General features: G+C 73.8%; 21 protein-coding genes. 5 read left to right on the top strand and 16 right to left on the bottom strand.

Annotated features, from left to right (window positions below):
- Window positions 1-53: 53 nt before the first annotated feature.
- From ASF47_RS13285 to ASF47_RS13270, 4 genes are all read right to left on the bottom strand, one after another.
- Window positions 54-1,388, bottom strand: coding sequence for a DUF2252 domain-containing protein (locus ASF47_RS13285; RefSeq protein WP_056864390.1), 1,335 nt, complete (start codon window positions 1,386-1,388; stop codon window positions 54-56).
- A gap of 101 nt (window positions 1,389-1,489) precedes the next feature.
- Window positions 1,490-2,656, bottom strand: a complete 1,167-nt coding sequence (locus tag ASF47_RS13280; RefSeq protein ID WP_156697885.1) for a hypothetical protein — start codon at window positions 2,654-2,656, stop codon at window positions 1,490-1,492.
- Between the two features lie 182 nt (window positions 2,657-2,838).
- Window positions 2,839-4,050 (bottom strand): acyl-CoA dehydrogenase family protein, encoded by a 1,212-nt coding sequence (locus tag ASF47_RS13275; protein WP_056864388.1) that lies wholly within the window; start codon window positions 4,048-4,050, stop codon window positions 2,839-2,841.
- Window positions 4,050-5,414 carry an acyl-CoA dehydrogenase family protein gene (locus ASF47_RS13270; RefSeq protein WP_082500274.1) on the bottom strand — a complete coding sequence of 455 codons (1,365 nt, stop codon included), beginning with the start codon at window positions 5,412-5,414 and terminating at the stop codon, window positions 4,050-4,052. Before ASF47_RS13270 ends, ASF47_RS13275 begins: the two co-directional genes overlap by 1 nt.
- 105 nt (window positions 5,415-5,519) lie before the next feature.
- Here ASF47_RS13270 and def point away from each other — a divergent pair, with 105 nt between their 5' ends.
- Complete coding sequence (def, locus tag ASF47_RS13265) at window positions 5,520-6,119, top strand: peptide deformylase (RefSeq protein ID WP_056864387.1); 600 nt, start codon at window positions 5,520-5,522, stop codon at window positions 6,117-6,119.
- A 49-nt stretch (window positions 6,120-6,168) separates the two neighbouring features.
- Here the strand turns inward: def and ASF47_RS13260 are convergent, their stop codons facing one another.
- Both ASF47_RS13260 and cobA read right to left on the bottom strand, forming a co-directional pair.
- Window positions 6,169-6,975, bottom strand: a complete 807-nt coding sequence (locus ASF47_RS13260; RefSeq protein WP_056864386.1) for a TrmH family RNA methyltransferase — start codon at window positions 6,973-6,975, stop codon at window positions 6,169-6,171.
- A complete protein-coding gene (cobA, locus tag ASF47_RS13255) occupies window positions 6,975-8,267 on the bottom strand; it encodes a uroporphyrinogen-III C-methyltransferase (protein ID WP_082500273.1) in 1,293 nt (430 codons plus the stop codon). The genes ASF47_RS13260 and cobA overlap by 1 nt, the downstream gene beginning before the upstream one ends.
- Before the next feature lie 122 nt (window positions 8,268-8,389).
- Here cobA and ASF47_RS13250 point away from each other — a divergent pair, with 122 nt between their 5' ends.
- A complete protein-coding gene (locus tag ASF47_RS13250) occupies window positions 8,390-8,917 on the top strand; it encodes a YbhB/YbcL family Raf kinase inhibitor-like protein (protein WP_056864385.1) in 528 nt (175 codons plus the stop codon).
- Window positions 8,918-9,007: 90 nt separating this feature from the next.
- Here the strand turns inward: ASF47_RS13250 and ASF47_RS13245 are convergent, their stop codons facing one another.
- Both ASF47_RS13245 and ASF47_RS13240 read right to left on the bottom strand, forming a co-directional pair.
- A complete protein-coding gene (locus tag ASF47_RS13245) occupies window positions 9,008-9,646 on the bottom strand; it encodes an FMN reductase (RefSeq protein ID WP_056864384.1) in 639 nt (212 codons plus the stop codon).
- Entirely contained in the window at window positions 9,643-10,785 is a 1,143-nt protein-coding gene (locus ASF47_RS13240; protein ID WP_056864383.1) for an LLM class flavin-dependent oxidoreductase, read from the bottom strand. The genes ASF47_RS13245 and ASF47_RS13240 overlap by 4 nt, the downstream gene beginning before the upstream one ends.
- Before the next feature lie 100 nt (window positions 10,786-10,885).
- Between ASF47_RS13240 and ASF47_RS13235 the strand changes: the two genes are divergently transcribed.
- Window positions 10,886-11,509 carry a hypothetical protein gene (locus ASF47_RS13235; RefSeq protein ID WP_235558743.1) on the top strand — a complete coding sequence of 208 codons (624 nt, stop codon included), beginning with the start codon at window positions 10,886-10,888 and terminating at the stop codon, window positions 11,507-11,509.
- 12 nt (window positions 11,510-11,521) lie between these two features.
- Here ASF47_RS13235 and ASF47_RS13230 read toward each other — a convergent pair whose 3' ends face one another.
- From ASF47_RS13230 to ASF47_RS13215, 4 genes are all read right to left on the bottom strand, one after another.
- Complete coding sequence (locus ASF47_RS13230; RefSeq protein ID WP_082500272.1) at window positions 11,522-12,133, bottom strand: class F sortase; 612 nt, start codon at window positions 12,131-12,133, stop codon at window positions 11,522-11,524.
- 37 nt (window positions 12,134-12,170) lie between these two features.
- The gene (locus tag ASF47_RS13225) at window positions 12,171-13,310 is read right to left on the bottom strand and encodes a hypothetical protein (RefSeq protein ID WP_056864382.1); all 1,140 of its coding nucleotides are present in this window, start codon (window positions 13,308-13,310) and stop codon (window positions 12,171-12,173) included.
- Between the two features lie 225 nt (window positions 13,311-13,535).
- Window positions 13,536-14,390 (bottom strand): Fpg/Nei family DNA glycosylase, encoded by an 855-nt coding sequence (locus ASF47_RS13220; protein WP_056864381.1) that lies wholly within the window; start codon window positions 14,388-14,390, stop codon window positions 13,536-13,538.
- A 60-nt stretch (window positions 14,391-14,450) separates the two neighbouring features.
- Window positions 14,451-15,515: a PP2C family protein-serine/threonine phosphatase gene (locus ASF47_RS13215; protein WP_056864380.1), complete on the bottom strand. Its 1,065-nt coding sequence runs from the start codon at window positions 15,513-15,515 to the stop codon at window positions 14,451-14,453.
- Between the two features lie 165 nt (window positions 15,516-15,680).
- Here ASF47_RS13215 and ASF47_RS13210 point away from each other — a divergent pair, with 165 nt between their 5' ends.
- Window positions 15,681-17,207 (top strand): catalase, encoded by a 1,527-nt coding sequence (locus tag ASF47_RS13210; protein ID WP_056864379.1) that lies wholly within the window; start codon window positions 15,681-15,683, stop codon window positions 17,205-17,207.
- A gap of 127 nt (window positions 17,208-17,334) precedes the next feature.
- Entirely contained in the window at window positions 17,335-18,168 is an 834-nt protein-coding gene (locus ASF47_RS13205) for a glycerophosphodiester phosphodiesterase (RefSeq protein ID WP_162242277.1), read from the top strand.
- Between the two features lie 31 nt (window positions 18,169-18,199).
- Here the strand turns inward: ASF47_RS13205 and ASF47_RS13200 are convergent, their stop codons facing one another.
- From ASF47_RS13200 to ASF47_RS13185, 4 genes are all read right to left on the bottom strand, one after another.
- The gene (locus tag ASF47_RS13200) at window positions 18,200-18,964 is read right to left on the bottom strand and encodes a sulfite exporter TauE/SafE family protein (protein WP_056864377.1); all 765 of its coding nucleotides are present in this window, start codon (window positions 18,962-18,964) and stop codon (window positions 18,200-18,202) included.
- Complete coding sequence (locus ASF47_RS13195) at window positions 18,961-20,136, bottom strand: SPFH domain-containing protein (protein WP_056864376.1); 1,176 nt, start codon at window positions 20,134-20,136, stop codon at window positions 18,961-18,963. Before ASF47_RS13195 ends, ASF47_RS13200 begins: the two co-directional genes overlap by 4 nt.
- A gap of 86 nt (window positions 20,137-20,222) precedes the next feature.
- A complete protein-coding gene (locus ASF47_RS13190; RefSeq protein WP_056864375.1) occupies window positions 20,223-20,684 on the bottom strand; it encodes an NfeD family protein in 462 nt (153 codons plus the stop codon).
- Between the two features lie 35 nt (window positions 20,685-20,719).
- Window positions 20,720-21,517: an ABC transporter ATP-binding protein gene (locus tag ASF47_RS13185; protein WP_056864374.1), complete on the bottom strand. Its 798-nt coding sequence runs from the start codon at window positions 21,515-21,517 to the stop codon at window positions 20,720-20,722.
- Window positions 21,518-21,550 lie beyond the last annotated feature (33 nt).

Here is a 21,550-nt window from a genome sequence, read left to right as displayed (position 1 = left end):
GACGGCGTCGGGCCTGACGGAGGGGCCGATGTCGGGGCGGACGCCGGGGCGGATCAGGTCGAGGAGACGCCGATCCGGCCCTCGCGGAAGGCCCGCACGAAGAGCTCGTGGTCGTCGCGCACCTGGTCGGCGTAGGACAACCCGAAGTCGGTGACCCAGGAGGTGAACTCGCGGCGGCGGCCCTCGAGGCTGGCCGCGATCGCCTCCTCGACCTGGAAGTCCACGAGGTCCTGGTCGCTGTCCTCGTCGGAGGCGCAGTGGATCTTGGCCGTGGCGCGACCCAGCAGGTCGACGACGTGCGCGATGTCGTCGGGCTCGGTGAGGTCGCGCCAGTCGAGGTCGACCTCGTAGGGCGAGACCTCGGCGACGACGTAGCCGGTGCCGTCGACCTCGGTGAACCCGAGCAGCGGGTCGGTGTGCACCTGCAGCGCGCGCTGGCTGACCACGGTGCGGTGGCCCTCGTGCCGGAAGTAGGACTCGACCGCGCTGGTGTCGACGAAGCGGCTGATCGCGGGCACGTTGGCCTGCTTCATCGACAGGATCACGTCGTTGTCGAGGGCCTGGCTGGCGCCCTCGATGAGCAGGTTGTAGGCAGGCAGACCGGCGCTGCCGATGCCGAAGCCCGACTTGCCGACGACGTCGCGCAGGTCGTAGAAGAGCGCCCGGTCGGAGCGGCGGTCCTCGGGGATCGACTCGAGGTAGAGCGCGTAGGCCTGCTCCACCTTGCGGCGCTCGGCCTGGCCGAGGCGACGCACGGAGCGGTCGTCGAGGAAGACCCTGCTGCCCTCGGAGCGGTGGGTGTTGGCGTCGAGGAGCTCGGCGCGACGCTGCTGGCGCGCGTCGACCAGCGCGGCGTGGATCGGGCCCTCGGTGTTGTCGAGGTGCAGGGCGAAGTCGTCCTCGTCGCTGCGGCGGTACTCGTCGACCTGGGCGAGGTAGGCCCGCAGGTAGCGACCGATCAGGCGCCGCACGTCGTCCTCGGGCAGCGCCTTCTGCCAGCCGACCAGGGCGAGGGACGCCGCGAAGCGCTGCAGGTCCCACACGAAGCGCCCGAGGTAGGCCTCGTCGAAGTCGTTGACGTCGAAGACCAGGCGACCGTCGGAGTTGAGGTAGGTGCCGAAGTTCTCCACGTGCAGGTCGCCGTGGACCCAGATCCGGCCGCTGCGGTCGTCGCTGAAGGGGTCGCCCCCGTGCTCGCCGTCGCCGGTGACGTCGGCGTAGAACAGGCACGCCGTGCCGCGGTAGAAGGCGTGCGGGTCGGAGGCCATCTTGCGGTACTTCCCGCGGAACGCGGTCGGGTCGGCCTTCATGAGCGGCGCGAAGGCGTCGCCCAGGGTCGAGACGATCAGGTCGGTACGGCGCTCTGCGCCGGCGTCGGTCGGAGCCATGGGTGCAGTCTGCCCGTCGGGCGGTCGCCCGCGGGGTGAGGCGAGGGTGGTCGGATGGCAGTATACCGGACGGTAACCGCACGACCGACACCACAGGAGGCTCACGTGGCCCGCAAGAAGCTCGGCAAGATCAAGGACCTCACCGGCGAGGTGACGAGCGCAGCCGCGGGTGCGGCGGCCGGCGCCGCCGGCGGCGTGAAGGATGCCGTGAAGGGAGTGGCCAAGCTGCCGCTCGACGTGGCCGGCAAGGCCGCCGGGACCGTCACGTCTCTGGTGCCCGGACGCAAGGGCGCGGCCGGCACTGCGCCCGCCCCCACCGAGGCGGCGGCCCCCGCACCGACCTCGGCGCCCGCCGGACCCGCCCCGACCCCCGCGGCCTCGGGCAAGGTCGCCGGCGACCCGGTCGCGCCGGCCGCGAAGGCCCCCGCCGCGAGGACGCCGGCGGGGAAGGCCGACACGAAGAAGACCGCCACGAAGAAAAGTGCAGCGGGCAAGACCGCCGCCACGAAGGCTTCCGCGAGGCCGACAGCGTCGACGAAGGCCGCCGTGCCCGACCCGGCGGCCCCGGCGACAAAGGCCCCCGCGAAGAAGACCCCCACCGCGAAGGCTTCCGCGAAGCCGACAGCGTCGACGAAGGCCGCCGTGCCCGACCCGGCGGCCCCGGCGACAAAGGCCCCCGCGACAAAGGCCCCCGCGAAGAAGACCACCACCGCGAACGCGGCCGCCACGACGTCCGACACTCCGGCAGCCCCGGCCACGAAGGCCCCGGCGAAAAAGGCCCCGGCCAAGAAGGCCGCGAAGACCGCGAAGACCGCGGCCTCGGCGGCTCCCGAGACCTCGATCGATGCCGCAGCCGACCCGGAGCACGTCGACGCGACCCCGGCCGACGTGGCCAGGACGGCCTCGATGGGGGCCGGCGCGACGCCCACCGAGATCCCGGCCGACGGCCCGGGCGACAGGCTGCCCACGCGCGCGGCGACCCAGGAGGAGTCACCCGCGACGACGGCTCCCACGAAGAAGGCCCCGGCCACGAAGCCCGCGGCCACGAAGAGCGCCCCCGCGAAGAAGGCCTCGGCTAAGAAGACCGCCACCGCGAAGAAGGCCACGGCCACGAAGTCCGCGGCGAAGAAGGCCGGGGAGGGGAAGGCCGGAGCGGGGAAGGCCGCTGCCCCGCAGACGTCGACCGCCACGAAGTCGGCGGCCACGCCGGCCTCCGCCGACGCCGCCGCCGGCGGGGTGCCGAGCCCTGCGGTGGTCGCGGAGGCCATCGACCACGCGCCGCCCAAGACCGCCGACGCACCGGTCACCGACGAGGGCTCGTCCAGGTCGTCCGACTCCTGAGCCGGCACGGCCCGTGACGCACGGAGGCCGCGCACCGTCGGTCCCCCCCTCGACCGGTGCGCGGCCTCCGCCGTGTCCACCGCGCCGCCGTGGCGGCGCGGGGACGGGCTCACTTCAGCTCGGCGCTGCTCAGCCCCAGGACGCGACGGGCCACGATGAGCTGCTGGATCTGCTGCGTGCCCTCGAAGATGTCGAGGATCTTGGAGTCGCGCGACCACTTCTCGAGCAGCTCGGCCTCGCTGTAGCCGATGGATCCGGCCAGCTCGACACAGCTCAGCGTGATGTCGGAGCCCACCCGGCCCGCCTTGGCCTTGGCCATCGACGCCTCCAGGCTGTTGGGCTCGCGGTTGTCGGCCATCCAGGCCGCCTGGAGGGTGAGCAGGCGCGCGCCCTCCCAGTCGGCCTCCATCTGGAGGAACTTCCCCGCGGCGGCCGACTGGGTGACGGCGGGGCGGTCGTAGTCGATGACAACGCCGGCCTGCTCGAGCAGGTCGCGCGTCAGGTCGAGCGAGGCCTTGGCGCAGCCGATCGCCATCGCCGCGACGAGCGGGCGGGTGTTGTCGAAGGTCGCCATGGCGCCGGCGAAGCCCTGCTTGACGTCGACCTCCGGGGAGCCCAGCAGGTTCTCCTTCGGCACCCGGCAGTCCTCGAAGATGATCGTCGCGGTGTCGGAGGCGCGGATCCCGAGCTTGTGCTCGAGCCGGTCGACGCGCATGCCAGGGGTGCCCTTGGGCACCACGAAGGACTTGATCGCGGCCCGGCCCAGGTCGCGGTCGAGGGTCGCCCAGACCACGATGTGGTCGGCGCGGCCACCGGCGGTGACGTAGATCTTCTCGCCGTTCAGGACGTACTCGTCGCCGTCGAGCACGGCGGTCGTCTTGATGTTGGCCGAGTCGGAGCCGGTGCCGGGCTCGGTGATGGCCATGCCGGCCCAGACACCGTCGAAGCGCTCGAGCTGCTCGTCGTCGGCGACGCTGGCGATGGCGGAGTTGCCGAGACCCTGGCGGGGCATCGACAGCAGCAGTCCCACGTCGCCCCAGCACATCTCCTGGATCGACATGACCGAGGCCAGGTTGGTGCCGTTCTTGACGCCGGCCTTCTCCTCCTTCTCGTCGCGGCGCACGCCCGAGGCCCCGGCGCCGGAGCTCGCGCCCGACTCGGAGAGGCCGTCGATCATCGCCGCGAGCATGTCGAGCTCCTGGGGGTACTCGTGCTCGGCGCGGTCGTACTTGCGCGAGATGGGTCGCAGCATGTTCATGGCGACCTGGTGGGCCTGGCTGGCCAGCGGGCGCAGCTTCTTGGGGTCGTCGAGGTTGATCATCAGACCAGCACGCTTCCTTCCATGACGCCGACCGCGCGGAGGTCGCGGTACCAGCGCTCGACGGGGTGTTCCTTGACGAAGCCGTGACCACCGAGCAGCTGCACGCCGTCGAGGCCGATCTGCATGCCCCGGTCGCTGCACGAGCGGCGGGCCAGCGCGACCTCGCGGGTGAAGTCCTTGCCCGCGGCGGCGCGGGCGGCGGCCTTGTAGGTGAGCAGGCGCATGGCCTGGAGCTCGATGGCGATGTTGGCGACCATGAAGGCCACCGACTGGCGGTGGGCGATCGGCTCGCCGAAGGCCTCGCGCTCCTTGACGTAGGGCGTGACGTAGTCGAGCACGGCCTGGCCGGTGCCCACGGCGAGGGCGCACCAGGCGAGGCGGGACAGACGCACGCACTCGGTGTAGGTGGAGCCGTCGGCGGAGCCCAGCAGGGCGCCGGCCGGCACGGAGACCCCGGACAGGCTCAGCCGGGTGAGGGAGGCGGCGCGCACGCCCATGGAGGGGTCGGCCTCGACGGCGAGGCCGTCGGCCGAGGACTCCACGAGGAAGAGGGCCGGCTTGCCCTCCAGCGACGCGCCCACCACGAAGAGCTCGGCCTCGGCGCCACGCACCACGGCGCTCTTGACGCCGTCGAGCACGAAGCCCTCGCCGCTGCGGCGCGCCGTCGTGCTCGGCGAGAGCACGTCGAAGAGCACGGCGGGCTCGGTCAGGGCTAGGGCGGCGGCGGGCACCTCGTCGCCGGCGAAGGCGGGCAGGTAGGTCTGCTGCTGCTCCTCGCTGCCCCACAGACCGAGTGCGGTCGCGACCGCTCCGGGGGCGAGCGCGGCCACGGCCAGGCCCATGTCGCCCTTCGCGAGCGCCTCGGCCACGAGGGTGCCGGCCATGGCCGAGCGCTCCTCGGAGATGCCGCCCAGCGACTCGGGCACGCCGAGGATCGGCAGGCCGATCTCGAGGCTTGCCTTGAGCACCGGCTCGGGGGCCGCGCAGGCGTCGTCGGCCTCGGTGGCGGCCGGGCGCAGCACCTCCGCGGCGTACTCCGAGACGACGTCGACGAGCATCTGCTCGTCCTCGGTCGGGGTGAGGTCGAAGACGCCCTTCGGTGCGGCCGCCGGCACCCGCACGCCCGGCGTCGCACGGGAGCCGGCCCGGGCGAAGGTGCGACTGGCCGCGGTGGCGGTCTTGAAGCCGTTGCGGGTGGCGGTGAAGACCGCCTGCTCGGCGGGCCGGCGCAGACCGATGCGGTCGATCAGGTCGCTCTGCGCCAGCTTGTTGAGGGCGGCCACGGCGAGGCCGATGGGGTCGCGCGACTCCTGGGAGGAGACGCCGTGCTTCCCCCCGGGTCGCAAGCTCTTGGTCAGGTCCATGCGCCAAATGTAACTGGCAGTTACACCCAGCGCTACACCTCGTCCCATGCGACCGGTCACACGCGGTTTCCGCTCCCCCGGGCCCTCCCTCCTAGGATCGAGGCCATGTCCGAGCAGACCGCCCCGCCCGAGCACGCACCCTTCGGCCCCCTGCCCACCGGAGGCACCGTCCGGCCCGTCACGCGCTGGGGCACGCCGGTCATGCACCGCCCCCAGCAGGCCGTCACGTCCTTCGACGAGGACCTGCGCGCGCTCGTGGCCGACATGGTCGCCACGATGTACGCCGCGGACGGCGTGGGCCTGGCCGCCTGCCAGATCGGCGAGGACGTGGCGGTCTTCGTCTTCGACTGCCCCGACGCCCGGGGCGAGCGCACCGTCGGCGTGGTGTGCAACCCCGAGGTGACGCTGCCCGAGGGGCGCGAGCGCCAGCTCGACGACTCCGACGAGGGCTGCCTCTCCTTCCCCGGCGCCTTCGTCGAGTGCGCCCGCCCCGACCTCGCCACCGTCACCGGCCAGGGTCTCGACGGCCGGCCCGTGACCTTCACCGGCGACGGCCTGCTCGCGCGGTGCCTGCAGCACGAGACCGACCACACCCGGGGCACCGTCTTCGGCGACCGGCTGCCCACCAAGGTGCGCAAGCGGCTCCAGAAGGAGCACGACCGGGCGGTCGAGGACTACCCCGTCGACTGGCCCGCCGGGTCCTGACGGCCCGCTCCCCCCACCCAGGCTGTCGGGTCCGGTCGGGTGGGCAGGGTCAGGAGCGGCGCGCCGTGACGTAGCAGGCCACGGCCGTGGCGGCGGCGACGTTGAGGGAGTCGATGCCGGCGGCCATGGGGATGACCGCGCGGCGGTCGGCCGCACGCTCCCACCGCGGCGAGAGCCCGTGCCCCTCGGAGCCGAGCACCAGCGCCACCTTGTCGAGCCCGGCCACCGCCTGCTCCACCTCGGTGGCGTCGTCGGCCAGCGTGAGGGCCACGGTGGTGAAGCCGAGCTCGGAGAGGCGCGGCAGCGCCGTGGCCCAGTCGTCGACCCGCGTCCAGGGCAGGGTGAAGACCGCACCCATGCCGACCTTGATCGAGCGGCGGTAGAGGGGGTCGGCGCAGCGCGGGGCCAGCAGCACCGCGTCGAAGCCGAGCGCGGCGCCGCAGCGGAAGATCGCGCCGACGTTGGTGTGGTCGACGAGGTCCTCCAGCACCAGGACCGAGCGCGCCCCGGCCACCACCGACTCGACGCTGGGCAGCGGACGCCGCTCGAGGGACGCCAGAGCGCCCCGGTGCACGTGGAATCCCGTGACCTGCTCGGCGAGGGCCTCCGACAGCACGTAGCAGGGCGCGTCGGTCGTCGCGAGGACGTCGCCGAGGCCCTCGAGCCACCGCGGCGCCATGAGGAAGGAGCGCGGCTCGAAGCCGGCCTCCACCGAGCGCCGCACCACCTTCTCGCCCTCGGCGAGGAAGAGGCCGTGCTCGGCCTCGAGCGCCTTGCGCAGCTCGACGTCGCGCAGGTCGCGGTAGTCGACCAGCCGCGGGTCGGCCGGGTCCTCGATCTCGACCAGCGTGGCCATCAGACCAGGCCGTCGCCGCGCGGCGGCACCGTGTGGGCGTCCGGGCGGTCGAGCACGAGGGGCACGTCGGGGTAGGCCTCGGGGTGCGCCACGGCCACGACCGGACCGATGACGATGATCGCGGGCGGCTTGACCGCGTCGGCGGCCAGGTCGGCGGCCAGCGTCTCCAGGCGGCTCAGCACGGTGCGCTCCCCCGGCATCGTGCCGTCGCACACGACGGCCACGGGCGTGCGGGGGTCGCGGCCGCCGTCGACCATGGCGGCGGCGATCGCGCCGGCGTTCTGCACGGCCATGAGCGCGACGACCGTGCCGTGCAGGCGGGCCAGGGCCTTCCAGTCGGTGAGCGACTCGGGGTGCCCGGGCGGCAGGTGGCCGGAGACGACGGTGAACTCGTGGGCGACCCCGCGGTGGGTCACCGGGATGCCCGCGACGGCCGGCACGGCGATGGAGCTGCTGAGACCCGGGATGACCCGCACCGGCACGCCGGCCTCGCGGCACGCGATGACCTCCTCGTAGCCGCGGCCGAAGACGAAGTTGTCGCCGCCCTTGAAGCGGGCGACCCGCTGCCCGGCGAGGGCCCGCTCGACGATGACCCGGTTGATCTCCTCCTGGGCCGCCGCGCGACCGCGGGGCAGCTTGGTGACGTCGATGAGCTCCACGTCGGGCGGCAGGTCGCCGAGCAGCTCGCGGGGGGCGAGCCGGTCGGCCACGACCACGTCGGCCTCCATCAGCGCCTTGCGCCCGGCCACCGAGACCAGGTCGGGGTCTCCCGGCCCGCCGCCGACCAGGACGACGCCCGGGGTGCGCTCGCCGCGCTCGTGCACCGCACCGAGGGTGCCGGCCTGGAGCGCCTCGACGATCTCGTCGCGCACCAGCGCCGAGCGGCGGGGCTGGCGCTGCCCCAGCACCGCCACGGTCACGCCGTCGTGGCGACCGACCGCCGGCGTCCAGGCCGTGGCCCGCATGGCGTCGTCGGCGCGCACGCAGAAGACCCGGCGCGCCTCCGCCGCGGCGGAGACCCGCTCGTTGACGGCCTGGTCGTCGGTGGCGGCCACGGCGTACCAGGTGTCGTCGAGGTCGGCGTCGTCGAAGCCCCGGGCGTGCCAGGTGACCTCCCCGCCGCCGACGAGCCCCTCGATCGCGGGGGTGACGTGGGGCGAGACGACGACGACCCGGGCGCCGACGGCGATGAGCAGCGGGATGCGTCGCTGGGCGACGTGCCCGCCCCCCACGACGACGACGCGCCGATCGTGCAGGCGCAGGCCGGAGAGGTAGGTCGGGAAGTCGTCCACGCGCCCATTGTCGCCGCTCCCCCCTCCGGGCTGGTGACCTGGGTTCGGGGGCCGGACTAGGTTGAACATCGAACGACTCCTGTGGAACAGCCGCAGGTGCGCCTACTGATGGGAGACGACGCATGTCCCTGGACCGACCGGTGAGCCCGGACCCCTACGAGCTGCTGCCGAAGGTGCCGTCCTTCACGGTGACCAGCGACGACGTGACGCAGGGCGCCCCGCTGAAGGACGACCAGGTGGCCTCCGCCGGGGACTCCTCGCCGCACCTGTCGTGGGAGCAGGGGCCCGAGGGCACCAAGAGCTACACCGTCACCTGCTTCGACCCCGACGCCCCGACCCCGTCGGGCTTCTGGCACTGGGTGCTCGTCGACCTCCCCGCCGACTGCACCGAGCTGCCCGCCGGGATCGGTCGCGAGGGCGCGGAGCTGCCCGGCTCGGCCTTCATGTGCCGCAACGACGCGGGCACCAAGGCCTTCACCGGCGCCGCCCCGCCGCAGGGCGACCAGGTGCACCGCTACTACTTCGTGGTGCACGCGGTGACCGAGGAGAGCCTCGGCGTCGACTCCGACGCCAGCGCGACCGTGGTCTCGTTCAACCTCGCGTTCAAGACCGCCGGGCGGGCCATCGTGCAGGGCACCTACCAGCACTGAGCCTGCGCGTCCGCACCGCACGGCCCCGCGGCCCCGCCGCGGGGCCGTGCTGCGTCCCGCGTGGCCAGCGGGTCGCCCACGGGCGGCCGGTCAGCCGCCGGGCAGCTGGCCGGCGGCACGCAGCCGCTCGACGAAGGGCACCGGGTCGACCAGCTCGTCGCGGCGCCGGGGCACGGCTCGTAGCCCGCGCCGGGGCGAGACCAGGCCCGCGAGCTGACCTGCTGCGCGCTCCACGCGCTCCTGCAGGTCCGGCGACCCGAAGTCCTCGCTCGCGGCGAACACCCCCGTCGGCACGACCACGGCGCGCAGGTAGCCGAAGAGCGGACGCAGCGCGTGGTCGAGCACCAGCGAGTGACGCGGCGTGCCGGCCGTGGCCGCCACGAGCACCGGGGTGCCCTCCAGCAGGTCGGGCTCGAGCACGTCGAAGAAGGTCTTGAAGAGCCCGGAGTACGACGCCGCGAAGACCGGCGTGACGACGATCAGGGCGTCGGCACCGCCGACGGTGTCGATCGCGGCGCCGAGCTCGTCGCCGGCGAACCCGGTGAGCAGGCGGTCGGCCAGCGCGTGGGCCAGCGGCCGCAGCTCGACGACCGTCACCTCCACCGGCCCCTCGCCCCCCTCCCCGAGCGCCTCGACGGTGGCCCCCGCGAGCCGGTCGGCCAGGAGCCGGGTCGACGACGGCACCGACAGACCGGCGCTGACGACCACCAGGCGCGTCGCCCGGCTCACGCCGACACCTCCTCGCGAGCCGGCTCGCCGGCGGGCGAGGCGGCCGCCACCCGCGCGGCGTGGGTGGGCGCGTCGGGCACGCCCGGGGCCCGCATCGCGGCGTAGCCGGCCCGCAGGTCGGGCAGGATCTCACCGAGCAGGTCGAGCTGCTCGAGCACGACGTCGAGCGGCAGGCCGGCGTGGTCGAGCAGGAAGAGCTGGCGCTGGTAGTCGCCGACGTACTCCCGGAAGCCCAGGGTGCGCTCCAGCACCTGCTGCGGCGACCCGACGGTGAGGGGGGTCTGCGCGGTGAAGTCCTCCAGCGAGGGGCCGTGCCCGTAGACCGGGGCGTTGTCGAAGTACGGCCGGAACCGTCGCACCGCGTCCTGGCTGCGTCGGGCCATGAAGGCCTGGCCGCCGAGGCCCACGATCGCCTGGTCGGCGCGGCCGTGGCCGTAGTGCTCGAAGCGTCGACGGTAGAGCGCGACCATCTGGCGGGTGTGGGAGGCGGGCCAGAAGATGTGGTTGGAGAAGAACCCGTCGCCGTAGTAGGCCGCCTGCTCGGCGATCTCGGGGCTGCGGATCGAGCCGTGCCACACGAAGGGCGCCACGCCGTCGAGCGGACGGGGCGTGGCGGTGAAGCCCTGCAGCGGGGTGCGGTGGCGGCCCTGCCAGTCGACGACGTCCTCGCGCCACAGACGGTGCAGGAGCGCGTAGTTCTCCACCGCGAGCTCGATGCCGTCGCGCACGTCCTTGCCGAACCACGGGTAGACCGGGCCGGTGTTGCCGCGCCCGAGCATGAGGTCCATGCGTCCGTCGGTGAGGTGCTGCAGCGTCGCGTAGTCCTCGGCGATGCGCACCGGGTCGGTCGTCGTGATCAGCGTCGTCGACGTCGACAGCAGGATCCGCTCGGTCTGGGCGGCGATGTAGGCCATCGTGGTCGTCGGCGAGGAGGCCACGAAGGGCGGGTTGTGGTGCTGGCCCACGGCCACGACGTCGAGCCCGACCTCCTCGGCCTTGCGCGCGATCCGCACCTGGGCCTTGATCCGCTCGTGCTCGGTGGGGGTCCGGCCCGTGGTGGGGTCGGCGGTGACGTCGCCGACGCTGAAGAGGCCGATCTGGACCTGGGGCTGGACCTGGGACTGGACCTGGGACTGCATGGCGGGGGCTCCTGACCTGCTGGTGCCGCGAGATAGTTGAAATGCGTACTGAGTATCCCAACCCATGCGCCCAGCGCGCTATTCCGGCCAGGATGCCGTCATGCCAGCCGCCACGACACCCACCACGACACCGGTCCCCAGCCCCGGCCACCGCCTCCACCGTCTGCTGCCGGTGCTCGTGCTGCTGCTCACGGTGGGGCAGCTGGCCGTGGCCCAGTGGGTGCCCGGGATCGAGCGCTTCGAGGGCAAGGCCTTCGGTGCACGGCTGCTGGCCTACCCCGTGCTGATGCTGGTGGTGCCGGCCGTCTGGTGGCTCGCCTCCCGCCGCCGCCCCGCCGCCGACCGGGCGCCTGCGCCGTACGCCGCGACAACGCTGGTGATGCTGCCCTTCCTGGTCGACGTCACCGGCAACAGCCTCGACCTCTACGACGCCGTCGTGTGGTGGGACGACGCCAACCACCTCGCCAACTGGGCCCTGCTGTGCGGTGGCCTGGGCCTCCTGGTCGCCCCCACGCTGCCGCGCGGCTGGCAGGTCGTGCTCGTGGTCACCGGGATCGGAGCGGTGCTGGCCATCGCGTGGGAGGCCGGGGAGTGGCTCACCTTCATCCGCCACGGCACCGAGGCCGCCACGGCCTACGAGGACACCCTCGCCGACGAGGTGCTCGGCACGCTGGGTGCCCTCCTGGCCGGGCTCGTGCTGGCGGCGGTACGCCGATCACGCTGAGGCCCCGGGGCCTCACGGGGTGGCGGTCGGCTCCGCGACGACGACCACGTTGGCGAGGTAGCGCGACCCGTCCCAGTCCTCGCACGTCAGCAGGACCAGACGACCCCGGGCCTCCTGGCTGAAGAGACGGGCCGACTCCCGCGCCAGGCGGCCCTTCTCGAAGACGCGCACGCTCGTCACCTCGTAGCGCAGGAGAGCGCGGTCGGTGCGCACGCGCACCGGTGCCCCACGTCGCAGCGTCTCCAGGTCGTCGAGGGCGCCACCCCCGGTGTGCACGGTGTGACCCGCCACCAGGGCGCTCCCGCGGGCGTCGCCCGGGCGGGCGCCGCCGGCCCACCAGCCGAGCCGGCGCGGGTCGCTCGGCGGCACGAGCACCCCACCGGGCGCCCGCACGGGCTCGACGGGTGCCGCGACGCCGAGCGCGGGCACGACCAGCTCGACGGGCGCCCCGGGGCGCCGGGGCGCCGGCACCGCCTCGCGCAGGGCCGGGGTCGCCGTCGGTGGGGAGGCCGAGCTGGCCGTGCTCGCCGCCGGTGGCGCGGACGGCACGGCCCGGGGAGCGGCCGTGACCCAGGCCGCCGCTCCCCCGCCCACGAGGACCAGGCCGGCGACCGCGAGGAACACTCCTCCCCGGCTGCGGGCCCCCGACCGCGGCCGCGGGTCAGCCACGGGTGCGCGCACGGCGCTGCGTGACCACGCCTGCCGCGGCCAGCAGCACCCCGAGGCCGATGACGAGGAGCGGCAGCGGCGAGCGCACCCAGTCGACGGCGTCCGCGAGCACGCCCCCGTCCCCCGCGTCCACCGCGGACGGCACCGCGGAGGCGTCGGAGCTGTGGGGGGCCTCGTCGGCGGAGGTCGCCGTGGCCGTCCCCACGTCGGTGCCGGACGGCGCCGCGTCCGCGTCGGCGCTCAGCTCCGCGTCGAGGACCCCGGAGCCGGCCTCGGTGCTTCCCGCACCGCCCGAGGCGCCCTCGGAGCGCGCGGGCTCCTCGCACGGCTCGACCCAGAACACCTTGGTCTTGGTGTCGTTGCCCTGGGAGCCGGGCGTGGCCACCGTGAGCTTGACGTGGTAGCCCTGCTGCGGGTGCGGGTCGCCGGTGAACGACAGGGTGTAGGCCTGCGTGCCGTCGAGCCCGGTGTCGGTGCCGGCGCCCGACGCGGGGTCCCCGCCCACGGGCACCTGGAGCGGCCCGTCTACCTCGAGGCCGACGTCGCCGGTGGGGGCCTGCATCGCGAAGCCCACCGACGACACGATGTCCTCGCCCTCGTCGAAGCCGTACCACTCCACCTGGAAGGTGCAACCGGGGTGCGGCGTGTTCTGCGGGATCGAGTCGATCTCGCCGAGCGGCGCGATCTTCACCGTGCCGTTGTTGCCGGCAGGGTCCTCGCCCTGCGGAGAGGTGCCGCCCGCTCCGTCTCCGGGGCCCTGGCCCGGGTCGGCGGCGGGACCCTTGCCGGGGTTCGCGCCGGGTCCCTTGCCCGGGTTCGCGCCGGGTCCCTTGCCCGGGTTCGCGCCGGGTCCCTTGCCCGGGTTCGCGCCGGGTCCCTTGCCCGGGTTCGCGCCGGGACCCTTGCCCGGGTTCGCACCGGAACCCTTGCCGGGGTTCGCTTCGGGACCCTTGCCGGGCTTCGCGGGGGGCTTGGCGGCGAGGTCGGCCGTGGAGTCGGCGGAGGGGGCGGCTGGACCCGCGGCGTGCGCCGGGGCCAGGGCGCCGGCGCCGACCGGGACGAGCAGGAGGAGGCCGGTCGCGGCGAGGGCCAGGCCGCGCGTCGACGTGCGGGGGAGTGCGGGGGTGGGCATGAGACTCTCCTGAGGGGGAGCACCGAGGTGCGGTGTCGGAGGGAGCGGGTGGCCCCCGACGGGGGCCACCCGGGTCCTGTACCGATCGGTAACCCGCCCGAAACAACCGTCTAGACCGGTGTGCCCGACCCCCAGGGACCGCGCTCGTCGTCCACACCCCGAGGGGCGGGACCGCAGGTGGTCCGCAGCACCTCGTGCCCGACGACCCCGAGGCCGCCCCGTCGCCTAGGCCTGCTCCTGCGGGCACCACCAGGTGGTGCGACCACCCACGGTGGCGCGCTGCATCTCCGCCCCGCACCGCGGGCAGTGCCCGCCGGCGTGGCGGTGCGCGACGACCTCCCCGGTGTGGACCCCGCCGAGCCGCAGCGCTCGTCGTACGCCGGAGCGCAGCGCCGCGTGCAGCTCGGTGAGCTCGTCGTGGTCGAGCTCGCCGGCCGGGCGGCGGGGGTCGAGGCAGGCCTGCCACAGCACCTCGTCGGCGAGCAGGTTGCCGATGCCCGCGAGCGTCCCCTGGTCGAGCAGCCGCGCCTTCAGCGGGGCCGTGCCGCGGCCCACGAGACGGCGGAAGTCGGCGACGCCGACCTCACCGGCGTCGGGGCCCAGCGCGTCGAGGCCGGGGTCGAGGCGCACGCGACCGAGGCGACGCTTGTCGAAGAGCCGCAGCGAGCCGCCGTCGTCGAACTCCAGGGTGAAGCGGTACCACTCGGGCTTCTGCGGCCCCCGGTCGCCCGGACGCTCGGGGCCGGAGCCGACGTAGTCACCACCGGTGTCGGTCTCACGCCGGCCGGCCTCGTCGCCGCCGGCGGGCGAGACCAGGATGCGTCCGGCCATGCCCAGGTGGATGCCCAGGAGCGGACCGGGGGTGCGTGAGCGGCCCGCCCCGGAGGTCTCGCACCACATCGCCTTGCCCCGGCGACGGGCCGCGGTCAGCCGCCGACCGACCAGGGCCGAGGCGATCTCGCCCGGGGCGTGCGGGCGGCACTCGTAGGAGTCGGTGTCGTCGACGGACACGATGCGCCGCCCCAGCGCCGAGCGCTCGATCACGGCGCGGGCGGACTCGACCTCGGGCAGCTCGGGCATGGGTCGAGTCTGGGTGCCCGGCCGGCGCCGCGGCCCACCCCTCGGGCCCGAGCCAGGTGGTCAGGAGCGGTCGAGGAGCAGCACGGCGCGGTCGTCGTCGCCGCGCTCCACCTGGCGCAGGATGCGCCGCGCCGCGCCCTCGAAGCCCGGGGCCACCGCCGAGGCCGCCGCGCGACGCAGCCAGGCGATGCCCTCGTCGAGACCGACGTCGCGCGACTCGACGACGCCGTCGGTGTAGAAGAGCAGGGCGTCGCCCGGCCCGAGCACGCCCTCGCTGGCCTCCAGGTCGGGCCGGCGCAGGATGCCGAGGGCCATGCCCCGCGCGTTGTCGACCGTCCACTCCCCCTCACCCGCGCTCCAGCGCAGCGCCGGGGGGTGACCGGCGCTGAGCACGGAGTAGCGGCCCGTGCGCAGGTCGACGTAGACGTGGGCCGCGGTCGCGAAGGTCTCGTCGGACTCCTGTCGCAGCAGGAAGTCGTTGGCCGCGGCGAGCATGGCGCGGGGCGGCAGCGCGCCGATGAGACCGCCGAGGGCTCCGGCGAACTGCAGCGCGGCCGTGCCGGCGGCGACACCCTTGCCGCACACGTCGACCAGGATGAGCTCGAGGTGGTGCTCGTCCTCGCTGAGGTCGGCGACCATGAAGTCACCGGCGTAGCCGACCCCGTGGGCCGCCACCATGGCCGTCTGGCACCGCCACCCCTCGGGCAGCGGCGGCACGGTGCCCTGCGACTGGAGGCGGTCGCGCAGGTCGGAGAGCATCGCCTCGCCCAGCGGGCCCGGCAGACCGCTGCGCTGGAGGCTCGACTGGTAGAGCACCAGGGTCGAGGCCAGCACCAGGGCGACACAGCCCGAGGTCCGCACGGTGTCGAAGCCTCCGTCGAGCAGCACCGCCGCGACGGCGGCGCTCACCGTCCAGACCGTCAGCACCACCAGCGGGCGGAAGCGCAGCAGCAGCATGCCGAGCAGGACCCACACGAAGTAGGTGCTCAGCGGCACCAGCGTGTAGGCGGTGGTGGAGACCGCGAACGACGCCGCGACGAGCCCCATCAGCACGCCCAGCGCGACGAGCTGGCTGCGCCCGGTGCCCGAGCGCCAGCCGGCGGCGAGGTCGTGGACGTCGGGCACGTGCGCAGCGTAGGTGACGGCGGACCCCGGCCGCAGGAGACCGCGCCCAGCCGACGGGACCGGTCGACCCCACTCATGAGGGTGACTTCCTTGACTCGTTCCACATCCGCGACACGATGGGTGGACGCCTCGCGCGATCCGACCACCCCACGGGAGATGACACGCATGACCGAGACACTCGGCTCGATCCACGGCAACACCAGCGGATCCACCACCGGCACCGGCGCGCCCGCGCCGAGCGACCGCAACAGCCTGACGCTCGGTCCCGACGGGCCGATCCTCCTCCACGACCACCACTTCGTGGAGCAGATGGCCCACTTCAACCGTGAGCGCGTGCCGGAGCGCAACGTGCACGCCAAGGGCTCGGGTGCCTTCGGCACCTTCGAGGTCACCGCCGACGTGACGCAGTGGACCAAGGCCGCGATGTTCAAGCCCGGCACGTCGACCGACATGCTCGCGCGCTTCTCCACCGTCGCCGGCGAGATGGGCTCCCCCGACACCTGGCGCGACCCCCGCGGCTTCTCGCTGAAGTTCTACACCTCCGAGGGCAACTGGGACCTGGTCGGCAACAACACCCCGGTCTTCTTCATCCGCGACACGATGAAGTTCCCCCACTTCATCCGCAGCCAGAAGCGCCGCGGCGCCAACGGCCTGCGCGACAACGACATGCAGTGGGACTTCTGGACCCTCAACCCCGAGTCGGCCCACCAGGTCACCTGGCTCATGGGCGACCGCGGCGTGCCGCGCTCGTGGCGCCACATGCAGGGCTACGGCAGCCACACCTACCTCTGGTACAACGAGGCCGGCGAGAAGTTCTGGGTGAAGTTCCACTTCAAGTCCGACCAGGGCGTGGAGTGCCTGACCCAGGAGGACGCCAACCGGATCGCCGGTGAGGATGCCGACTTCCACCGCCGCGACCTCTTCGACTCCATCGACGCCGGCGAGTTCCCGTCGTGGACCCTGCACGTGCAGGTGATGCCCTACGACGAGGCGAAGACCTACCGCTTCAACCCCTTCGACCTCACCAAGGTGTGGCCGCACAGCGACTACCCGCTGCACGAGGTGGGCCGCATGACGCTGAACAAGAACCCGGAGAACCACTTCGCGCAGATCGAGCAGGCCGCCTTCGAGCCGTCGGCCATCGTGCCCGGCATCGGCTTCTCCCCCGACAAGATGCTGCTCGGCCGGGTCTTCGCCTACGCCGACACCCACCGCTACCGCATCGGCCCCAACTACCAGCAGCTGCCGGTGAACCGCCACCGCGTCGAGGGCGCCTACACCTACCAGTTCGACGGCCCGATGGCCTACGACCACACGGGCGACCGCTCCAAGTACGCCCCCAACACCTACGACGACCCCTACTCCGACCTCACCGGCCCGGCCGAGGACGGGTGGGAGGCCGACGGCGAGTTCGTGCGCCAGGCCTACACCCTGCGGGCCGAGGACGACGACTTCGGCCAGGCCGGCGCCCTCGTGCGCGAGGTCTGGGACGACGCCGCGCGCGAGCGCTTCGTCGGCAACGTCGCGGGCCACCTGCTCGGCGGGGTCAGCGAGCCCATCCTCGAGCGGGCCTTCGAGTACTGGAAGGCTGTCGACGCCGACACCGGCAAGCGCATCGAGGAGGCCGTGCGCGCCGAGCGCGGCGCCAACGACGTGGCGCCCCACCCGACGGAGCCGCTCCAGACGGTCTGACCCACCCCGAGGTCCCAGTCCCGAGGTCGCAGCCCCGCGGGGCGCGTGACCCACGACGCGACGACCCGCCCGGTCCGCCGGGCGGGTCGTCGTGCGTCCACCCGCCGGGGGATGTCAGGCTTGCCCGGTGAGGACCCGTGAGCCCGTGCTGGTCAGCGCCCACCGCTGCGGCGCCGGCGGGGACCGGGAGCTGGAGAACACCCGGCCCGCCCTCGAGCAGGCGTTGGCCCTCGACGTGGACTTCGTGGAGTTCGACGTGCAGCGCTGCGCCGACGGCACCCTCGTGCTCTTCCACGACGACTGGCTGTGGGTGGAGGGCCGCCGGCGCTGGGTCGGGGAGCTGACCTTCGAGGAGTTCGCGGCCCGCGCGCCGCACTTCCTGCGCTACGACGAGGTGCTGACCTCGCTGGTCGGGCGCGCCCGGGCCCACATCGACCTCAAGTTCACCTCGCCCTCGGCGGCCTACGGCCACCCCACCGCGACCTACGAGGTGGCCGCCACCCGGATGGCCGTCGAGGTGCTGGGCGCTGAGAACCTCATCGTCACCACCCTCGACGACAAGGCCGTGCGCGCGGTGCGCGACTGGGCCGACGACACCGGCCACGACCTGCTGGTCGGTCTCTCGCTGGGCCGGCGCGTCGCGGGCCTGCCGTGGGCCCGGCAGGTGCGCATCCGGCTCTCCGAGCTGCGTCCGCGCACACGCTACGTGCGCTCGCGGGCCAACCTCGTGGTCGCCAAGCACACCATCGCCCGGTGCGGCGTGGCCGCCTTCGCCCGGCGCCGCGGCCTGCCGCTGCTGGTGTGGACCGTCGACACCGAGGAGTCGCTGCACTACTGGATGCGGCCCGGTCGCGCCTGGCTGGTGACCAGCAACGACCCGGCGCTGGCGATGGAGGTGCGCTCGGCGTACCCCCGGCGGCGGGCGGCCCGCGCCCGCGCCGGTCAGCGCCCCGCGTCCTGACCGCCCGCCCCTCCCCGTACGCCGGGGACGCTCAGCCGAGCAGCAGGGCGACGAGGGCGACGACGCCCACGACGGCGATGACGCCGCGCAGCGCCCACGGGGGCAGCCGACGCCCGACCCGCGCGCCGAGCTGTCCGCCGATGGTCGAGCCCACGGCGAGCACGGCCACGATCCGCCAGTCGACGTCGGCGGCGACGACGAAGACCAGCCCGGCCACGGCGTTCACGATGGCGGCGAGCACGTTCTTGAGCGCGTTGAGCCGCTGCACGCCGTCGTCGACGCCGATGCCGAGCACGCCCATGAGCAGCACGCCCTGGGCGGCACCGAAGTAGCCGCCGTAGACGCCGGTGCCGAGCACGGCGGGCCACACCCAGCGGGCGCGCGCCGGCCGCTCGGTGCCGGCGCGCTCGTGCCGGGCCGCGACCCGGCGGGCCAGGAGGGGCTGCACGACGACCAGCACCACGCCGAGGGCGATCAGCACCGGCACGATGGCCGAGAACGCGTCCTCGGGCAGCAGCAGGAGCGCGACCGCGCCCGCGGCACCGCCCAGCAGGGAGGCGAGCCCCAGCCGCAGCGCCCGGGCCCGCTGGCCGCGCAGCTCGCGGCGGTAGCCGATGGCCCCGGAGATCGACCCGGGCACCAGGCCGATGTTGTTGGAGACGTTGGCCGTCACGGGCGGCACGCCGAAGGCGAGCAGGGTCGGGAAGGTCACCAGGGTGCCGGAGCCGACGACGGTGTTGATGGTGCCGGCCGCGACCCCCGCCAGGAGGATCGCGGCCAGCTCGAAGGGCGTCACGACAGCGGGGGTGCCTCCGGCGCGGCCGGGGTCTCGGTCGGGACGTCGGCGGGGTTGCCGGACGACTGTCCGGGGGTCTGAGCGGTGGGCTCGTCGGTGGGCTGCGCCGCGCGCCTGCCGGTCTGCGCGGCGGCGTCGGCCTCCGCGATCGCGGCCTGGACGACGGGGTTGCTGCCCGACGCCGTCGACGCCGGGGTCGGCACCTGGGGCTCGCTGGGGCCCATGTCGACGCGCTTGAGCGGGCCGTCGACCTCGGTCGGGATCCCGCGCAGGTCGTTCATGGTCGAGCCGAGGCCCTCGAGGGCCTTGCCGATCTCGCTCGGCACGATCCAGACCTTGTTGGCGTCGCCCTCGGCGATCTTGGGCATCATCTGGAGGTACTGGTAGGCGAGCAGGGACTGGTCGGGCCGCCCGTCGTGGATGGCCTGGAAGACCGTCTGGATGGCCTGGCCCTCGCCCTGGGCACGCAGGATCGCGGCCTCGCGGTCGGCCTGGGCCCGCAGGATCTGCGACTCCCGGTCGCCCTCGGCCGAGAGGATGGCCGACTGCTTCTGGCCCTCCGCGGTGAGAATGGAGGCCTGGCGCTGGCCCTCGGCGGTGAGGATCGCGGCACGCTTGTCGCGGTCGGCGCGCATCTGCTTCTCCATCGTGTCCTTGATGGAGGCCGGCGGGTCGATGCTCTTGATCTCGACCCGTCCGACGCGGATGCCCCACTTGCCGGTGGCCTCGTCGAGCACGCCACGCAGCCCGGAGTTGATCGAGTCGCGGCTGGTGAGGGTCTGCTCGAGGTCCATGCCGCCGACGATGTTGCGCAGCGTGGTCTGGGTGATCTGCTCGACGGCCTGGATGTAGTTGGCGATCTCGTAGGTCGCCGCGACCGGGTCGATCACCTGGAAGTAGATGACGGTGTCGATGTCGACGGTGAGGTTGTCCTCGGTGATCACCGACGACGGCGGGAAGCTCACGACCTGCTCGCGCATGTCGATGAGGTAGCGCACCTTGTCGATGAAGGGCACGACGATGTTGAGGCCGGCGGGCAGCGTCTGCTTGTACTTGCCGAAGCGCTCGACGATGCCGGCGCGGGCCTGGGGCACGATGCGCACGGTCTTGGCGAGGATCACGACGACCAGCAGCAGCACGACCACCAGCAGGACGAGGAGTACGGGACCCATGGGGGCTCCTTCGGCTCGGGGCGGGTTGTGCTCGGGTGGGGCGTTGCGGGGAGGGACGTCCGGGGGGTGACGTCCGGGGACGGCGCTCAGCGGTCGAGCTGCGGCACCGGGTGGACGTAGGCCGTGGCGCCGCGGATCTCGAGCACCTCGACGGTGGCGCCGGGCTCGATGACCAGCGTCTCGTCGTAGGGAGCCGCGCTCCACTCGTCGCCGGCCAGCTTGACCCGACCCGGCTGGAGCCCCGAGATGGTCTGCAGCACCAAGCCCTGGGTGCCGACGAGGCGACCGTGGCTCATGCTCAGCTCGGGGCCGCTGTGCAGCTTCTTGACCAGCGGCGGGCGCACCAGCGTGAGCGTGCCGAGCGCGGTGGCGGCGGCGACCAGCACCTGCACGACCACGGGGGCGTCGAGGGCGGCTGCGGCGCCACCGCCGATGGCGCCGACGGCCAGCATGAGCAGCACCAGGTCGAGGCTGAACATCTCAGCCACGCCGAGGAGCGCCGCGACGCCCAGCCAGGCCGCCCACGCGTGCTCGCTCAGCCAGTCCATGGCCCGACCCTATCGGAGGGCTCTTTACCCGGGGCTCATCTGGCCCGGGTACGACGCCGGGCGGCCCAGCGACCGTCGTCGCTGGTCGTCACGGTCAGCGGCATGCCGAAGGCCGTGGACAGGTTGTCCTCGGTGAGCACGTGCTCGAGCAGGCCGGCCTCCACCACCCGGCCCTGGCGCAGCAGCAGGGCGTGGGTGAAGCCCGGCGGGATCTCCTCGACGTGGTGGGAGACCAGCACCGTGGCCGGCGAGTCGGGATCCATGGCGAGCACCGACAGCGTCGACACGAGGTCCTCCCGGCCGCCGAGGTCGAGACCCGCGGCCGGCTCGTCGAGCAGCAGCAGCTCGGGGTCGGTCATCAGCGAGCGCGCGATCTGGACCCGCTTGCGCTCGCCCTCGCTCAGGGTGCCGAAGGTGCGGTCGGCCAGGTGGGTGGCGCCCAGCTCGGTGAGCAGGTCGGTGGCGCGCTGGTGGTCGAGCTCGTCGTAGGCCTCGCGCCAGCGCCCGAGCACGCCGTAGGAGGCCGAGACCACGACGTCGTGGACGCGCTCCGAGCGCGGGATCCGCTCGGCCAGCGCCGCGCTGGTTAGGCCGATGCGCGGTCGCAGCTCGAAGACGTCGACGGTGCCGAGCACCTCCTCGAGGATCCCCGCGACACCGGTGGTGGGATGCATCTGGGCGGAGGCGACCTGGAGCAGGGTGGTCTTGCCCGCGCCGTTGGGACCGAGCACGACCCAGCGCTCGTCCTCCTCCACCGTCCAGCTCACCGCGTCGAGCAGGGTGGCCTGGCCGCGGGTGACGGTCACGTCGGCGAACTCCAGCACTGCAGCCATGGCGTCACCCTATCCGTGCGCCTCCCCGGCCCC

It is taken from the genome of Nocardioides sp. Leaf285, from assembly GCF_001422955.1.
Classification (GTDB): Bacteria; Actinomycetota; Actinomycetes; order Propionibacteriales; family Nocardioidaceae; genus Nocardioides; species Nocardioides kribbensis.
The sequence above is the reverse complement of the archived record's forward strand: the minus strand, read 5'-3'. Positions and strand labels throughout refer to the sequence as shown.

Excerpts from the sequence above, each read along its gene's own strand:
- ASF47_RS13260 (WP_056864386.1), bottom strand. The coding sequence starts at position 6,975 with ATGGCCACGCTGGTCGAGATCGAGGACCCGGCCGACCCGCGGCTGGTC.
- ASF47_RS13280 (WP_156697885.1), bottom strand. The coding sequence starts at position 2,656 with ATGGCCTCCGCGACCACCGCAGGGCTCGGCACCCCGCCGGCGGCGGCG.
- def (WP_056864387.1), top strand. The coding sequence starts at position 5,520 with ATGTCCGAGCAGACCGCCCCGCCCGAGCACGCACCCTTCGGCCCCCTG.
- ASF47_RS13275 (WP_056864388.1), bottom strand. The coding sequence starts at position 4,050 with ATGATCAACCTCGACGACCCCAAGAAGCTGCGCCCGCTGGCCAGCCAG.
- ASF47_RS13210 (WP_056864379.1), top strand. The coding sequence starts at position 15,681 with ATGACCGAGACACTCGGCTCGATCCACGGCAACACCAGCGGATCCACC.
- ASF47_RS13185 (WP_056864374.1), bottom strand. The coding sequence starts at position 21,517 with ATGGCTGCAGTGCTGGAGTTCGCCGACGTGACCGTCACCCGCGGCCAG.
- ASF47_RS13240 (WP_056864383.1), bottom strand. The coding sequence starts at position 10,785 with ATGCAGTCCCAGGTCCAGTCCCAGGTCCAGCCCCAGGTCCAGATCGGC.
- ASF47_RS13220 (WP_056864381.1), bottom strand. The coding sequence starts at position 14,390 with ATGCCCGAGCTGCCCGAGGTCGAGTCCGCCCGCGCCGTGATCGAGCGC.
- ASF47_RS13225 (WP_056864382.1), bottom strand. The coding sequence starts at position 13,310 with ATGCCCACCCCCGCACTCCCCCGCACGTCGACGCGCGGCCTGGCCCTC.
- ASF47_RS13235 (WP_235558743.1), top strand. The coding sequence starts at position 10,886 with ATGCCAGCCGCCACGACACCCACCACGACACCGGTCCCCAGCCCCGGC.
- ASF47_RS13195 (WP_056864376.1), bottom strand. The coding sequence starts at position 20,136 with ATGGGTCCCGTACTCCTCGTCCTGCTGGTGGTCGTGCTGCTGCTGGTC.
- ASF47_RS13270 (WP_082500274.1), bottom strand. The coding sequence starts at position 5,414 with ATGGACCTGACCAAGAGCTTGCGACCCGGGGGGAAGCACGGCGTCTCC.
- ASF47_RS13285 (WP_056864390.1), bottom strand. The coding sequence starts at position 1,388 with ATGGCTCCGACCGACGCCGGCGCAGAGCGCCGTACCGACCTGATCGTC.
- ASF47_RS13190 (WP_056864375.1), bottom strand. The coding sequence starts at position 20,684 with ATGGACTGGCTGAGCGAGCACGCGTGGGCGGCCTGGCTGGGCGTCGCG.
- ASF47_RS13250 (WP_056864385.1), top strand. The coding sequence starts at position 8,390 with ATGTCCCTGGACCGACCGGTGAGCCCGGACCCCTACGAGCTGCTGCCG.